This is a genomic window from Mycobacterium sp. EPa45 (assembly GCF_001021385.1).
Lineage (GTDB): Bacteria > Actinomycetota > Actinomycetes > Mycobacteriales > Mycobacteriaceae > Mycobacterium.
Window position 1 is genome coordinate 2,182,426 of the sequence record NZ_CP011773.1, and the last position, 14,979, is coordinate 2,197,404.

The 14,979-nt window shown below is 66.1% G+C and carries 14 protein-coding genes; 9 read left to right on the forward strand and 5 right to left on the reverse strand.

All coding sequences use genetic code 11. From position 1 onward, the window contains the following. Nucleotides 1–9 precede the first annotated feature (9 nt). The 5 genes from AB431_RS10345 to AB431_RS10365 are packed head-to-tail and all read left to right on the forward strand — an operon-like array spanning nucleotide 10 to nucleotide 5,363. Nucleotides 10–852, forward strand: a complete 843-nt coding sequence (locus AB431_RS10345) for a CbbQ/NirQ/NorQ/GpvN family protein (RefSeq protein ID WP_047329840.1) — start codon at nucleotides 10–12, stop codon at nucleotides 850–852. A 17-nt stretch (nucleotides 853–869) separates the two neighbouring features. Continuing rightward, nucleotides 870–1,988: an ABC transporter substrate-binding protein gene (locus AB431_RS10350; protein ID WP_047329841.1), complete on the forward strand. Its 1,119-nt coding sequence runs from the start codon at nucleotides 870–872 to the stop codon at nucleotides 1,986–1,988. A 4-nt stretch (nucleotides 1,989–1,992) separates the two neighbouring features. After that, nucleotides 1,993–3,126, forward strand: coding sequence for a spirocyclase AveC family protein (locus AB431_RS10355; protein WP_047329842.1), 1,134 nt, complete (start codon nucleotides 1,993–1,995; stop codon nucleotides 3,124–3,126). Continuing rightward, the gene (locus AB431_RS10360; protein WP_047329843.1) at nucleotides 3,119–4,126 is read left to right on the forward strand and encodes an SDR family oxidoreductase; all 1,008 of its coding nucleotides are present in this window, start codon (nucleotides 3,119–3,121) and stop codon (nucleotides 4,124–4,126) included. The genes AB431_RS10355 and AB431_RS10360 overlap by 8 nt, the downstream gene beginning before the upstream one ends. 22 nt (nucleotides 4,127–4,148) lie before the next feature. Beyond that, a complete protein-coding gene (locus tag AB431_RS10365) occupies nucleotides 4,149–5,363 on the forward strand; it encodes a cytochrome P450 (RefSeq protein WP_047329844.1) in 1,215 nt (404 codons plus the stop codon). On the opposite strand, the gene AB431_RS10370 is transcribed toward AB431_RS10365, so the two are convergent. Both AB431_RS10370 and AB431_RS10375 read right to left on the reverse strand, forming a co-directional pair. Continuing rightward, nucleotides 5,364–6,638 carry a TetR/AcrR family transcriptional regulator gene (locus tag AB431_RS10370; protein WP_047329845.1) on the reverse strand — a complete coding sequence of 425 codons (1,275 nt, stop codon included), beginning with the start codon at nucleotides 6,636–6,638 and terminating at the stop codon, nucleotides 5,364–5,366. A gap of 154 nt (nucleotides 6,639–6,792) precedes the next feature. After that, a complete protein-coding gene (locus tag AB431_RS10375; RefSeq protein WP_047329846.1) occupies nucleotides 6,793–7,923 on the reverse strand; it encodes a sorbosone dehydrogenase family protein in 1,131 nt (376 codons plus the stop codon). Between the two features lie 135 nt (nucleotides 7,924–8,058). Here AB431_RS10375 and AB431_RS10380 point away from each other — a divergent pair, with 135 nt between their 5' ends. Next, nucleotides 8,059–8,889 carry a DoxX family protein gene (locus AB431_RS10380; protein WP_047329847.1) on the forward strand — a complete coding sequence of 277 codons (831 nt, stop codon included), beginning with the start codon at nucleotides 8,059–8,061 and terminating at the stop codon, nucleotides 8,887–8,889. Here the strand turns inward: AB431_RS10380 and AB431_RS10385 are convergent, their stop codons facing one another. Continuing rightward, complete coding sequence (locus AB431_RS10385) at nucleotides 8,890–9,294, reverse strand: PH domain-containing protein (RefSeq protein ID WP_047329848.1); 405 nt, start codon at nucleotides 9,292–9,294, stop codon at nucleotides 8,890–8,892. Nucleotides 9,295–9,552: 258 nt separating this feature from the next. On the opposite strand from AB431_RS10385, the gene AB431_RS10390 reads away from it, so the two are divergent. From AB431_RS10390 to ilvC, 3 genes are read left to right on the forward strand one after another with little or no spacing between them, the layout of a single operon-like run. Continuing rightward, the gene (locus tag AB431_RS10390) at nucleotides 9,553–11,415 is read left to right on the forward strand and encodes an acetolactate synthase large subunit (protein WP_047333289.1); all 1,863 of its coding nucleotides are present in this window, start codon (nucleotides 9,553–9,555) and stop codon (nucleotides 11,413–11,415) included. Then, entirely contained in the window at nucleotides 11,415–11,927 is a 513-nt protein-coding gene (ilvN, locus tag AB431_RS10395) for an acetolactate synthase small subunit (RefSeq protein ID WP_047329849.1), read from the forward strand. Before AB431_RS10390 ends, ilvN begins: the two co-directional genes overlap by 1 nt. Before the next feature lie 60 nt (nucleotides 11,928–11,987). Next, a complete protein-coding gene (gene ilvC, locus AB431_RS10400; RefSeq protein WP_047329850.1) occupies nucleotides 11,988–12,989 on the forward strand; it encodes a ketol-acid reductoisomerase in 1,002 nt (333 codons plus the stop codon). 43 nt (nucleotides 12,990–13,032) lie between these two features. Here the strand turns inward: ilvC and AB431_RS30800 are convergent, their stop codons facing one another. Both AB431_RS30800 and AB431_RS10410 read right to left on the reverse strand, forming a co-directional pair. After that, nucleotides 13,033–13,431, reverse strand: coding sequence for an emopamil-binding family protein (locus AB431_RS30800; RefSeq protein WP_052960252.1), 399 nt, complete (start codon nucleotides 13,429–13,431; stop codon nucleotides 13,033–13,035). 67 nt (nucleotides 13,432–13,498) lie between these two features. Further along, nucleotides 13,499–14,974, reverse strand: coding sequence for an NAD(P)/FAD-dependent oxidoreductase (locus tag AB431_RS10410; RefSeq protein ID WP_082135623.1), 1,476 nt, complete (start codon nucleotides 14,972–14,974; stop codon nucleotides 13,499–13,501). Between the last annotated feature and the right edge of the window lie 5 nt (nucleotides 14,975–14,979).

Sequence of the window (14,979 nt, forward strand, 5' to 3'; positions counted from 1 at the left end):
AAGATAGTCATGCCACAGCTCCCGGGCGAGCTCGAGCACCAGAACGGGGCTACCTACCTTCCCGTTGGGGAGCGTCCCTACTACCGGGCCGTCGGAAACGAAGAAGCCGTCTTCAAGGCGGCTTACCGACAAGGTCTTTCGCTGGTACTCAAGGGACCCACCGGCTGTGGCAAGACCCGGTTCGTCGAGGCGATGGCCCACGATCTGGGCCGCCCGCTGATCACCGTGGCGTGCCACGACGACCTGACCACCGCAGACCTGGTCGGCCGCTACCTGCTGCGAGGCGACGAGACCGTCTGGGTCGACGGGCCGCTGACCCGAGCGGTCCGCGAAGGCTCGATCTGTTACCTCGACGAGGTCGTCGAGGCCCGCCAGGACACGACTGTGGTCCTGCACCCGCTGGCCGACTACCGCCGCCAACTGCCGATCGAGCGGCTCGGTGTGACGTTGGATGCCGCGCCCGGCTTCGGCCTGGTCGTCTCGTACAACCCCGGTTACCAGAGTGTGTTGAAGGACCTCAAGGACTCCACCCGTCAGCGCATGGTGGCCATCGAGTTCGGTTTCCCCGCAGCCGAAATCGAGGAAGGCATCGTGGCGCACGAGGCGGGCATCGACCCCGCGGTGGCCGCCGAACTGGTGCGCTTCGGCCAGGCGGTGCGCCGGCTGGAGACCGGCGGACTTCGCGAGGTGGCCTCGACGCGTGTGTTGATCGCGGCGGGCCGGCTGACCGCCGAGGGCTTGTCGATGCGCGAGGCGGCGCTCGCGGCGATCGCAGGTCCGCTGACCGACGATGCGGCCGTCTTCCGCGGACTCGCCGAGATGATCGACGTCTACCTCTGTGCACCCCACTAGACGACCCAGGAGATCGAATGTCTTACGAGAGCAGCGCTGAGCCGATCAAAGTCGGCTATCTGATGGACTTCACGCTGCCGCCCGGCTTTCCCGAAGAGCTCCTGTCGTCGTTCACCCGGTGCTTCGACCTGGTCTTCGAGGAGGCCATGGCCGACGGCCTCATCGACCGGCCGGTACAGATGATCTACAAAGAGGTCGAGGGGTTGCCCAAAGGCAGCGTCAAGGCCGTGATCGACGCCTACGGCGAACTCGTCGACGAGGGCGCTCTGGTGGTGTTCGGTCCGAACATCACCGACAACTGCGTGCCGCTGCGTGAGGCGATCGAGGAACGCTTCAGAGTTCCCGCGATCAGCGTGACCGGCACCGACGACTGGCTCGGCGAGTGGACGTTCTCGTTTCCGCAGGGCTCGATGACCGACGAGCCGATCTTCCTCGCCGACTTGATCGCAAAGCGCGGATTGAGCCAGATCGGTGTGCTGGTCGAACAGAGCCTGATCGGCGAAAGCTATCTGAAGAACCTGCGAAGTGCCTGCCGGCACAAGGGCATTCGGATCGTCGCCGAGGCGGCCATCGCCCAGACCGCGCAGGACATCGACGACGCAGTCCGCTCGCTGCACGAGGCCAAAGCAGAGGCGATCGTGCACTTGGGCTTCGGCTTCGGCATCGTCTTCGTCAATCCGGTGCTGGACGCGCTCAACTGGGATCCGCCGCGGTTCACCACGACCGCCTTCCAGAACGCCTGGGTCAATCCGATCATGTGGAACGCGTTCATGGGCTGGGTCGGCGTCGACCAGTACGACGAGGGCAATCCGATCGGGCAGGCGTGGCTCGACCGCTACGCCGAGCGCTACGACGGCAGCCGGCCCGAGTACTGCGTGACGGTGGTCAACCACGACGTGGCCGCCACGCTGGTGCGCGCGTTCGCGGACTCACACCCGCTCAGCCCGCGCGGAGTCAAAGAGGCGTTGGAGCGCGTGAAGATGATGCCCGCCGCGTCCGGCGCCCCGGGAACCCGTGTGTCGCTGGGCAAATGGACGCGACGGGCGTGGATGGGGGCCGGATATCTGGTGGCGCGCAGGCTCGACGCCGACGGCGTCAATTCGCATCTGGTCGATCGCTTTGGAGAGGAAGGCTGACTCGATGACAACGCAGGAATCCGCCCCGGCACCGTTACCCACCGAGTCGAAGCGCTCCGGCCCCAACTGGGGGCGGGTGATCTCGCTGGTCGCCTGGCTGGCCTTCCTCGGGCTGTTCGTCGCCGTCGGCCGCACCGACGTCGATCCTCGGGTGGCCAACCCGAACGTCGAGGGGCGGCCCCGTCCGGTCGAGTTCCTCACCGGGTGGGATCACTGGCAGCTGGTGCCGCAGATCGGCGCCGCGATCATGGTCGCGGCGCTCACCATCGTGTTCATCCGGGGCTGGCGCAAGAATCCGGGCAGCCCCGTATTGCTGATGGTGCTCTGCACGACGCTCATCGTGTGGCAGGACCCGATCATGAACTGGTCGCCGTATGCGGTGTACAACCCGATGTTGTTGCACTGGCCGGAATCCTGGTACCTGATCATGATGTCGCCGACGGTCGAACCGTTCATCGTATTCGGCTACGTGACGTTCTACTTCGGTCCGTACTTCCCGGCGATCTGGATTCTGCGCAAGCTGCAGGCCAAGTACGGCCCGGAATCCTTCGTCACCCGGCATCCGCTGATCAGCCTCGGTGGGTTGGTACTGGTCATCGGGTTCATCTTCGATGCCATCCTGGAGATCAGCCTGGTCCGCACCGGCCTCTACATCTACGCTCAGGCGATACCGTTCGGAACTCTGTTCCCCGGCAGCACGTTCCAGTTCCCGCTGCTCTGGGAGTCGCTGTCGGTGACGTTCGTGATGATCCCGGCGGCCATCCTCGTCTACCGCGATGACACCGGGAAGTCGGTGGCGGAGAAACTCGCAGCGAAAGCCAAGCTCTTCCCGACCAAGCCGGTACTGGGCACCTTCCTCGTGATGTTCGCGATCATCAACGTGTCGTACTTCGTTTATGGCGGCTGGTTCTGGGTGATCAAGGCCAGCGGCGCCGCCACCTCGGTGGCTTGCCCGTGGCCGTATCCGGAGGCCAAGGTGTACGACCCGCAGGGCAACTACGAGAAGGCCGGTGCGCAAGGACCGTTCTCGGTCGGCAAGTGGTCGACGTGGCAGCAAGGTCTGCCGGACGGTCGCCCCGACGTGACGCCGCCACCGCCTGGCGAAGGCACCTGCGCACCCGGTGCCGCGAATGGCTAACGGACGCACGGTCGTCATCACCGGCGCGGCACGCGGTTTGGGGTTCGCCTCGGCGGTGCGGCTGTACCGAGAGGGTTGGCAGGTAGTGGCCGCTATGCGGACTCCGGACCGCGGCATGCCGCTGCTCCGCGAAGCGACCGGTGCAGCCGAGGACGACGATCGTCTCATCGGGGTGGCCCTCGACCTGATGGACCTGGACTCGGTTGCCAACGCCGCCAAGTCAATCGAGGAACGTGTCGGAGCGCCGTACGCCCTCGTGCACAACGCAGGCATCTCCTCGGCCGGGATGGCCGAGGAGACAGACGTCGAGCTGTGGCAACGGATGTTCGCCACCCACGTGGTCGGTCCGGTGGCGTTGACCAACGCGCTGCTGCCGTCGATGCGGGCCGCGGGGGAGGGCCGGATCGTTCTGGTATGTAGCTCGGCCGGGGTGCGCGGGCAGCCTGCCACCGCGCCGTACTCGGCGAGCAAGGGCGCCATGGAACGCTGGGGCGAATCGTTGGCATCCGAGATCGCACCCTTCGGTCTCGGAGTGACAGTTCTGATCACCGGAACCTACGACACCGAGATCATCACCGACGCCGGCACCACGGACGACCGTGACTTCGGTGGCCCCTACGCGCGGCTTCACCAGACGATGAACACCCGTGGCCGCTTCGCCATGAAACTGGCCAGGTCGCCGGAGCGGTTCGCCGACGGGTTGGTCAAAGCGCTGGCCGACCGTGGCCCGTTCCGCCGCCATGGGGTCGGCCCGGATGCGTCGATGTTGTTGGTGGCCAACAGAGTTCTGCCGCCTGCAGCGATGCACCAGATGTCGCGGATCGTGCTGGGCATCCCCAGGCAAGGTTCGATGCGCAACGGCGCGTACCCCCTGACCGCGGCCCAGAAAGCGATGGTGCTCGGCATGAAAGTCATTCCGCAGCCGGTGATGCAACGCATCGTCGCGATGGCGGCCACACGTTCCACTGCCAAACAGCCACCGCAGCAACCGACTGACTGATCACGAATCTCAAGGAGCAGTAATGGAACAACTTTTCGATGACCTCGACGACTTCGGCTCGTTCGACGACGTCGTGTCCGGCAATGTGCGCGACCCGTTCCCGGAACTGGCCCGGTTGCGCCGAGAGGAGCCGGTACAGCGCATCGAAGGTTCCGCCATGCCGGGAGAGGCCGGTCTACCCGTTTTCATCGTGTACCGGTTCGAGGAGGCGCAGCAGATGTTGCGTGACAACGAGACGTTCTCGTCGTCGGGCGTCATCGCCGCCTTCGGGCCGGTTCTGGGCGAGCGCGTGATGCTCGGCATGGATGAACCAGTGCACGGCCGGTTGCGGGCGCTCATCTCGAAAGCTTTCTCGCAGAAGTCACTTGCGCGTTGGCAGGACGAACTGGTTGCGCGGGTGGGCAACGAGCTGATCGACTCCTTCGCCGCCAACGGTAAGGCCGACTTGGTGAAGGAGTTCACCTTCGCCTATCCGAGCCGGATCATCGCGGGATTGTTGGGGTTACCGGAGGAGGACTACCCGCAGTTCCAGCGCTGGTCGATCTCGCTGTTGAGCTGGATCATGAATCCCGAACGCGGCCTGGCCGCTTCGGCGGCATTGGTCGAGTACTTCAAGCCGATCCTGGCGGCCCGGCGGATCGAGCCCCGCGACGACCTGATCAGTCTGCTGGCCGCCGCGGAGATCGACGGCGAGAAGCTCGAGGACGAGGAGATCTTCTCGTTCCTGCGGCTGCTGCTTCCCGCCGGCGTGGAAACCACGTACCGGTCGCTGGGCAATCTGCTGTTCGCACTGTTGTCGGATCCCGCGCAGTTGGAGGCGGTGCGCAACGATCGCTCGCTGCTCCCGCAGGCGATCGAGGAAGGCGTGCGGTGGAATCCGCCGCTGCTGACCATCACCCGGGTCGCCACCCGGGACACCGAATTGGGCGGTGTGCCGATTCCCGCCGGGGCGTCGGTGATGCCGATGCTGGGTGCGGCGAACCGGCAGGAGGACCGCTTTCCGGACCCGGACGAGTTCGACATCTTCCGCGAGCCGCGCAGCAACCTCGGCTGGGGGTACGGCGTGCACGTGTGCCTCGGGATGCATCTGGCGCGACTCGAGATGCGCACCGCCGTGAACCTGCTCCTGGACCGTCTGCCCAACCTGCGGATGGACCCCGACGGCGACGACCCCCACATCCGCGGCCAGGTCTTCCGTTCTCCGACGTCGTTGCCGGTGCTGTTCGACCCTCAGTAGCTAGGGTCGTTTGACGACGACGCCGCGCAGCATTGTGTCGCGGACGCACAGCAGCGACGCGCGGGTGCCCACCTGCCGCAAGATGCTTTCAGGAATCCAGCCGACACCGATGACCGCGCGTGCCAACAGATCATTCGATGGACTGTCGATGCTGATCTCGCCGGACTGGATGCCTTCGGACAGCAGGGTTTTCATCTGACGTACCCGCTTGGTGAACAGCCATCCGGGATTGGGCGTGTCCGGCGGAGACTGCCGCATCCACGCCAGCTGGATCCGGAACTCGTCGGCGAAGCGGTCCATTGCGTTGGTGTTGATCCAGCTGAGCGCATCCAGCTTCTCCACGATCGAGGACTCCGCCGCGAGCACCTCGGACCAGCCCATGGCGACCTTCTCGCCGAACGACTGCATGATCGCCGCCAGCAGCTGGTCTTTCGATCCGATCAACCGGTACACGGTGCCGGTGCCCATTCCCGCGGCCGATGCGATGTCACGCACCGTCGTGACTTCGTAGCCCTTCTTGCCGAATTCAGCTCTGGCGATGGCGCGTACGTGGGCAGCTTTGTCGCCGGATTCGGCGTCGGCGTCATCGGTCCAGGACCGCACGACGGCGTCGGCGGCCCTGAATGCCGCGGATGAGTCCAGTTGTTCGTCGGTGGGGAAGCCGGTGGCCAGGCCCTCGAGAAGGATGTGGCACAGCAGGACTGCTGATTTGTCCGGACCGGCGTTGCCGCGGATGACGTCGAGCCCGATCTGCAGCATCGTCTGCACGATGCGCTCCGCGAGAACGGCCAAGTCGACATCTGACCGCAGGTAGCCGCTCCAGCGCGCCGCCCGAAGGGTTTCCAGCATCGACTGCAGCAGGGCAGTGGGGCGGCGCGCCGCCAGGGTGGTCAGCTCGTGGTTCGAACTCGGTCCCTCGTAGAACGACATCTGCAAGGCGGCGCGATGGGTGACCGAGCAGTGCGCGATTGCCCTGCACAGGTCGGCGATCTGGTTGAACGCCGGCCGGAACTCCGGGTCGTTGAGCCGGCCCTGCGCCTCGTTGGCGATTCGGTCCAGGTCCTCGTGGTAGCGGAGGAGCAGCTCGACGAGGATCGCTTCTTTGGAGTCGAAATGGTGATAGAGACTGCCGGGGAGAATGCCTGCGGCGTCAGCGATTTCCTGCAGCGAGGTCCGCAGCCCGGACGTCGCGATGATCGAGGCCGCAGTCTGGAGGATCTCCGTGCGACGGGTGCCGTCGTCGTAGGCATTGCCGGTGCCCAGCTTCGGCGTCATGCGCGACCGACCCACGACTCCTCCAAGCTGACTCCGGTACCCAGCTGACCCAATATTTGGTAGACGCTACCAGAAATTGGCCGGCTGACAGGGCCGCCACCTGCGGTTGTCGGTGAGCAACGACCGGCGATAGGAGACCCGTTTGGTAGATAGGTCAGGTGTTGTCGGCGTTGCTGCGGGGGAAGCCGCCGCCCTGCGGGAATAGCGGGAAGACCACGTCGTCGAGCTTCTCGGCATCGCCGGCGGTGCGGTTGATCGTTGCGCCCCAGATGTTTCCGTCCGGAGCGACCTGCAGCGCCCAGGCGTGGCCGTGGGTGTCCTGGCGTACCACCTCGGGCTCGCCGGTCACCGAGCCCGTGCCCTTGGCCAGGCGCACCGCCACCGTCTGCTTGGCGTTCACCAGGTTCACCAGGATCGTGCCGTCCAGCGCCGCGCAGCCCGCGACGCCGGGACGATCCGGCCACGTCCACACCGTCGTCGTCTTGGCGTCCGGTGCGATGCGCTGCAGGCGGTCACCGGCCGGCGAGCGGTCGGTGATGTAGAGCGACTTGTCGGTCGGGTCGATGCACATACCGCCGGCCGGGCCCATCCCCGACAGCGCGGTGGTAGGCGGCGCGGGGCGCACCGTTGTCGGCTGCTCGAGTCGGACTACCTTGCCTGCCAACGACTTCGGATCCGCGGCCAGGGCCGGGTTACCCGCGTCGCCGGTCTGGACGACCAGTGTCGTCGGGCTGGTGAAGATCAGCGAACCACTGTTGCCGGCGGCGCCCTTGGGAATCCCGGTCAAGATCGGCTTGGGGATGTCGCCGTCCGCCACCCGGATCACTTCGTTGTCGCTCGGCGTACTGATGTAGGCGTACATCAGTCGGTCCTGGCTGTAGGTGGGCGAGAGCACGATGTCCATCAGGCCGCCGTCTCCGCTCGGGTCGACCGGGATGACCGTGCGGACCTTCGGCTCGGCGCTCACCGACACGTCCTTGACGGCGCCGGTCGTGCGTTCGGCCACGATGGCCGTCTTGCTGTCGGGGCCCATGATCAGACCGCTGGTGCTCTCCAAGCAGCCCTGCATCACGCCGGGCGCGGGGCAGGCTTTGGGGAAAGGCTTGGGTGGCAGGGGAGGCGGGGGCGGTGGTGTCGAGGACGGTCCTGGTGCCAGCTCCGGCGCCGTGGTGAAGGGCTGCGAAATGTCGTTGTTGAACTTCGCGCAACCCGCCGAGGACCCCGCCACGACCGTCGCTGCACAGAGCCCGGCCAGCACTACGCGAACCGACCGGCGTACCTGCATGCCCGCCAGATTACGGATATGGCGCCGATGTTCGCCACGACGGCCCGGTCGCGACGCTAATTCCAGGCAATATTGCCCGCTAGAAGCGCCGCTCAAATCCCCGATTTGCGGCGAACTGCACTTACTCTGACTTCCGTGACGAGTCAAGGCCCCGATCCGCACTGGCAGCGCCCCGACGACTCCTCGGCCCGACCGGCGTCCGCCAAGCTGGTCGACCCGGAGGATGATCTGCCCTCGGCCACTTACGGTGGCGATTTCGAGACCACGACGATCCCGCACTACACCTCGGGAATGCCGGGTTCGGCGTCAACCGGTTACGGCCTGCTGCACGACCCTGAGCCGTTGCCGTACGTGCAGCCGCATCCGGATCCGACGCCCTCGCAGGCCACGCCGATGGAGATCGAACCCATCGATGCCGAGGAACGCGCGAAGGCCGCGGGTCGCCGCGGCACCCAGGATCTCGGCCTGTTGCTGCTGCGCGTCGTGATCGGCGCGGCGTTCATCGGCCACGGACTTCAGAAGGCGTTCGGCTGGTGGGGCGGGCAGGGCCTGGACGGGTTCAAGACCGCGCTCGCCGATGCCGGGTATCAGCACGCCAGCTTGCTGACCTATGTCGGCGCCGGCGCCCAGATCCTGGTGGGTGTCCTGCTGGTGCTCGGTCTGTTCACGCCGATCGCTGCCGCCGGCGGGATCGCGTACCTGGTGAACAGCCTGCTGACGATCGTCTCGGCGCAACGCCAGGACGGCTACCTCGCGGTTTTCGGACCCGACGGCATCGAGTACCTGCTGGTGCTGATCGCCGCGCTCTCGGCGGTGATCCTGGTCGGTCCCGGCCGCTACGGATTCGACGGCGGACGTGGCTGGGCCAGACGGCCGTTCATCGGCTCGTTCATCGCATTGCTGCTCGGTATCGGTGGCGGCATCGCGGCGTGGATTCTGCTGCACGGCAACAACCCACTCGCCTAACTACTCGTACGGGTTCGGAACCCGTCCGCCGCTGGCCTCGGCCAGCAACGGCAGCGTCGTGAATGTCACCGCGGGCAGCAGCATGTCCGAACCATCCCGCAGATGCGCGCGCGCCCACGACGTGCGGTCGAAGCGCAGACCGTCGACCTCATCCCAGCCGACCGTGCGGCTGCCCAACAGCGTGCGGGCCGTCAGTGTGTTGCGGTCGGCCACCGTGCGCAGACGCACGATCGCCACCGACGCCAGAACCGGCAGCACCATGGACGCCGCACCCCAGGTGGGGAACACGGTGATCATCACGAGCAGCCCCAGTGCGAGGAACCCGGACGCGAAATGCGCCATCGGCGACATCCGGATCACCACGGGTTTGGTGGTCGATTCGTCAGGTGCACGACGGGAGGGCATAACTGCCATCATCCCACCATCTGGGGGCCCGCCTCGCCGGACCGCATCGGGATTTGACGCTTGACCAGTGCGGAGGCTACCGTCGCAGGTTATGAAGACCGGCGGAATGCTCGTAGTAATTGGCCAGCGCGTTGGTGCCGCGCTTGCCCCGACACGGGCATAGCCACACGCACCAGCGCGCAACCCTCGATCAGCCGCCGAGCTGACGGGGGTTTTTTCTTGCCCGAAGAAACGAACAGGATCGAAAAGGACGACATCGTGAGCGCACCCACCACGCGACCACCCGAGCCGTCGGCCACCGCCGGCAGCCCGGGCGCAGCCCATTCCGCCGGTAAGAACGGCACCACTGCGGCCAAGCGCGTCGCCCCGCAGCAGCTCACCGGCGCCCAGGCGGTGGTCCGCTCGCTGGAGGAGATCGGCGTCGACACCATCTTCGGGATCCCCGGCGGCGCGGTGCTGCCGGTCTATGACCCGCTCTACGACTCCCAGAAGCTGCGCCACGTGCTGGTCCGCCACGAGCAGGGTGCCGGCCACGCCGCCAGCGGCTACGCCCACGCCACCGGCAAGGTCGGCGTCATGATGGCCACGTCGGGCCCCGGTGCCACCAACCTGGTCACCCCACTGGCCGACGCGCAGATGGACTCCATCCCGGTGGTCGCGATCACCGGCCAGGTCGGTCGCACCCTGATCGGTACCGATGCCTTTCAGGAAGCCGACATTTCCGGCATCACGATGCCGATCACCAAGCACAATTTCCTGGTGCGCAACGGCGACGACATACCGCGGGTGATCGCCGAGGCATTCCACATCGCTGAGAGTGGCCGTCCCGGCGCGGTCTTGGTGGACATTCCCAAGGACATCCTGCAGGGGCCGTGCACCTTCTCGTGGCCGCCGCAGATCGATCTGCCGGGTTACAAGCCCAACACCAAGCCGCACAGCCGGCAGATCCGGGAGGCCGCCAAGCTGATCGCCGCGGCGCGCAAGCCGGTCCTGTACGTCGGCGGCGGCGTGATCCGCGGGGACGCCACGGACGAGTTGCGGACGCTGGCCGAGATGACCGGAATCCCGGTGGTCACCACGCTGATGGCCCGCGGCGCATTCCCGGACAGCCACCCGCAGAACCTGGGCATGCCGGGCATGCACGGCACGGTTGCCGCGGTGGCCGCCCTGCAGAAGAGTGATTTGCTGATCGCCCTCGGTGCGCGGTTCGACGACCGGGTCACCGGCAAGCTGGATTCCTTTGCGCCCGAGGCGAAGGTGATCCACGTCGACATCGACCCGGCCGAGATCGGCAAGAACCGCAACGCCGACGTGCCGATCGTGGGTGACGTGAAGCTGGCGATCAGGGATCTGATCGAGGCGCTACGGAAACTCGGTGCCGCGCCGCGGGAGAATCAGGACAACTGGTGGGAGTACCTCAACGAGATCCAGGCCACCTACCCGCTGAGCTACGACCCGCAGCACGACGGCAGCTTGAGCCCGGAATACGTGATCTCCCAATTGGGCAAGATCGCCGGACCGGACGCCATCTACGTCGCCGGCGTCGGCCAGCACCAGATGTGGGCGGCGCAGTTCATCTCCTATGAAAACCCGCGTACCTGGCTGAATTCCGGTGGTCTGGGCACCATGGGTTACGCCGTCCCGGCGGCCATGGGCGCCAAGATGGCGCGGCCGGAGGCCGAGGTGTGGGCGATCGACGGTGACGGTTGCTTCCAGATGACGAATCAGGAGCTGGCCACCTGCGCGGTCGAAGGCGTGCCGATCAAGGTCGCGCTGATCAACAACGGCAACCTGGGCATGGTGCGTCAATGGCAGACGCTGTTCTACGAAGAGCGGTACAGCCAAACGGATCTGGGCACCCACAGCCGCCGCATTCCGGACTTTCTCAAGCTGGCCGAAGCTCTCGGCTGCGTCGGATTGCGTTGTGAGCGTGAGGAAGACGTTGTCGACGTGATCAACCAGGCGCGGGCCATCAACGACCGTCCGGTGGTGATCGACTTCATCGTCGGCGCCGACGCCCAGGTGTGGCCGATGGTGGCCGCGGGCTGCGGCAACGACGAGATCATGGCGGCGCGCAACATCCGCCCGCTGTTCGACGACAACGAGGAGGGACGGGCCTGATGGCGGGAAACACGGTCACCCACACCCTTTCGGTGCTGGTCGAAGACAAACCCGGTGTCCTGGCCCGCGTGGCTGCGCTGTTCTCTCGGCGTGGTTTCAACATCGAGTCGCTGGCGGTCGGTGCCACCGAGCAGAAGAACATGTCGCGGATGACGATCGTGGTCACCGCGGAGGAGACGCCGCTCGAGCAGATCACCAAGCAGCTCAACAAGCTGATCAACGTCATCAAGATCGTTGAGCAGGACGCCGAGCATTCGGTGGCCCGTGAACTCGCGCTGATCAAGATCCGCGCCGATGCCGGTACCCGGAGCCAGGTGATCGAAGCGGTGAACCTGTTCCGCGCCAAGGTGATCGACGTGTCCACCGAGTCGCTGACCATCGAGGCGACCGGCACACAGGAGAAGATCGAGGCGCTGCTGCGGGTGCTCGAGCCCTATGGCGTTCGCGAGATCGTGCAATCCGGCGTGGTGTCACTGTCGCGCGGTCCGCGCGGGATGACGACCACCAAGTAAAGACCCCACCGAAGAAACCAAAGAAAGGTAAAGGCCACCGTGGCTTCAAATTCCATCGAGATGTTCTACGACGATGACGCCGACCTGTCGATCATCCAGGGCCGCAAGGTTGGTGTGATCGGTTACGGCAGCCAGGGCCACGCTCACTCGCTGAGCCTGCGCGACTCCGGCGTGCAGGTGAAGGTCGGCCTCAAGGAGGGCTCCAAGTCCCGCGACAAGGTCACCGAGCAGGGCCTCGAGGTGGACACTCCCGCCGAGGTCGCCAAGTGGGCCGACGTCATCATGCTGCTTGCCCCCGATACCGCGCAGGCCGAGATCTTCCGCAACGACATCGAGCCCAACCTCGAAGCCGGCAACGCGCTGTTCTTCGGGCACGGACTGAACATCCACTTCGGGCTGATCAAGCCGCCGGCCAACGTCACCATCGGCATGGTCGCCCCCAAGGGACCCGGCCACCTGGTGCGCCGCCAATTCGTCGACGGCAAGGGCGTGCCCTGCCTGATCGCCATCGAGCAGGACCCGACGGGTGAGGGCCAGGCACTGGCGCTGTCGTACGCGAAGGGCATCGGCGGTACCCGTGCCGGCGTCATCAAGACTACTTTCAAGGACGAGACCGAGACCGACCTGTTCGGTGAGCAGGCCGTGTTGTGCGGTGGCACAGAGGAACTCGTCAAGACCGGCTTCGACGTCATGGTGGAGGCGGGCTACGCCCCCGAGCTGGCCTACTTCGAGGTGTTGCACGAACTCAAGCTGATCGTCGACCTGATGTACGAGGGCGGCATCGCGCGGATGAACTACTCGGTCTCGGACACTGCGGAGTTCGGCGGCTACATCTCCGGCCCGCGCGTCATCGATGCCGACACCAAGGAGCGGATGCGCGGCATCCTCTCCGACATTCAGGACGGCAGCTTCGTCAAGCGATTGGTCGCCAATGTCGAGGGCGGCAACAAGGAGCTCGAGGAGCTACGCAAGAAGAACGCCGAGCACCCGATCGAGGTCACCGGCAAGAAGCTGCGCGACCTGATGAGCTGGGTCGATCGGCCCATCACCGAAACGGCGTAGTTTCTCTCGGCTTTTCGGCGCGCTAACTGTCGCTCAGCGGCGGTTAGCGCGCCGAAGTCGTGTCTAGGGGTCGCGTGAACGGATGGGCTCCCCACATCCGTGCGGTGAGCAGGATCGGCACGACGATGTACGGGAGGTTGTAGGCCAGCGCCTTGGGCACATTGGTGAATGTGTAGTCGTAGGCCGTCCCGCAGACCGCCTGGAAAAGGCTCGCGTCCCCGGCGACTCCGACCATCACCACGGTGAACGTGGTCTGCACGACCATCCCGGTGTAGATGAACGACGGTTTCCGGATCCATTCGCGGCCCCGGACGAAGGCGTAAACGAACAGCACATAGAACGTGCCGAACACGACGGCGGACACACTCGCGCTCACCTGGAGGAACCGCGGGTTGGCGATCAACAACGGGTCCGTGCCGTCGGCGTACACGTAATACACCACGCGAGCGAGGAAGAAGTCCGAGTCGGGTGGGCCGATTCCCGAACTTACAACAGTAAGGACTTCCGTATCAGCCGCCGCGCGGCTGTTCACCCAGGTGTCGTGACGAATCGTCGACCTCCGGCACCAGCGACGGCAGCGGCAGGCCGAATTCGCGCTTGAGCACGGTGCGCGCGGCGTAGTAACCGGACATGCCGTGCACGCCGGTGCCCGGCGGGGTCGCCGAGGAACAGAGATATGCCTTCGGAATCGGTGTGGTCCACGGATTCCAGCGCAGCGTGGGGCCGACCATCGCGGCGAACAATGTTGCCCCGCCGACGATAATGTCTCCGCCCACATAGTTGGCGTTGTGAGCCGACATCTGCGCCGCGGTCGTGCAGTGCGACGCCAGCACCAGATCCCGGAACCCCGGTGCGGCTTTCTCGAACAGCCCGACGATGGTGTCGGTCACGTCCTCGGTCGAGTTCGCGGGGACGTGGGCGTAGGTCCACAACGGTCGCCGTCCCGCGGAGTCGATGCGCGACGGATCGGACAGATGCGGCAGCGAGGCCAGTGTCATCGGCCACTCGGCGTGGCGGCCCGACGCGATCTCTTTCTCGCACAGCGCCATCTGCGCCCGGGACCCGCCCATGTGCACGGTGGGGGAGGCCGCCAAGCGGTCGTCGCGCCACGGAATGTCACCGGACAGCACGAAGTCCACCTTGCAGACGCCGGGTCCGAAACGATAGCGCCGCAACGACTTTGCATACCTGTCCGGCATCCGGGATCCGTAGATGTCGAGCAGCGCGGTCGGTGCCGTGTCGTAGATGACCACGCCGGGGGGAGGTGACGTCACCGGTTCGCCGACGACGAGCTCGCCACCGTGGGCCCGCAGATCGGTGAGCATGGCATCGACGATCGCCTGGCTGCCACCGATCGGCACCGGCCAGCCGGCGGTGTGCGCCAGTGTCCCGAGCATGATGCCCGCGCCACTGTTCACCGGCGATGGCATCGTCGAAATGGCGTGCGCGCCAACACCGGTGAACAACGCCCGGGCATCGTCGCCGCGCAGCACTCCCCAGGCCGGGCTGCCCTGCGCGAGCACCCGAAGGCCGGACCGCACAGTGGTGATCAGATCGGGCGGCAATGAACGCTTGTCGCCGAGAAAGAAACCGACGACACCGTCCGGATGCTCGGCGAGCGGTCCGAACAACCGGCGCCAGGAGTTGCCGTCGCCGAGCTCGGCGCAGGTGCGTTCCAGCGAGTGGTAGGCGATCGCGGCGGGATGGTTCGGCAGCGGGTTGGCGTACGAAATCTCCGGCACCACGAGCCGGACTCCGCGGGCGGCGAGGTTGTACTCGGCGAAGAACGGCGACGCCAATGCCAGCGGGTGCACCGCCGAGCAGACGTCGTGACGGATGTCGCCGTACTCCGGGTCGGCGGCGGTGCGGGCACCACCGCCGAACGTCGGCTGGCCCTCGATGACGCGCACCTTCAAACCGGCTCGCGCGCAGATGACGGCAGCGGCCATCCCGTTGGGACCACTGCCGACGACGGTGACGTCCACGGCAC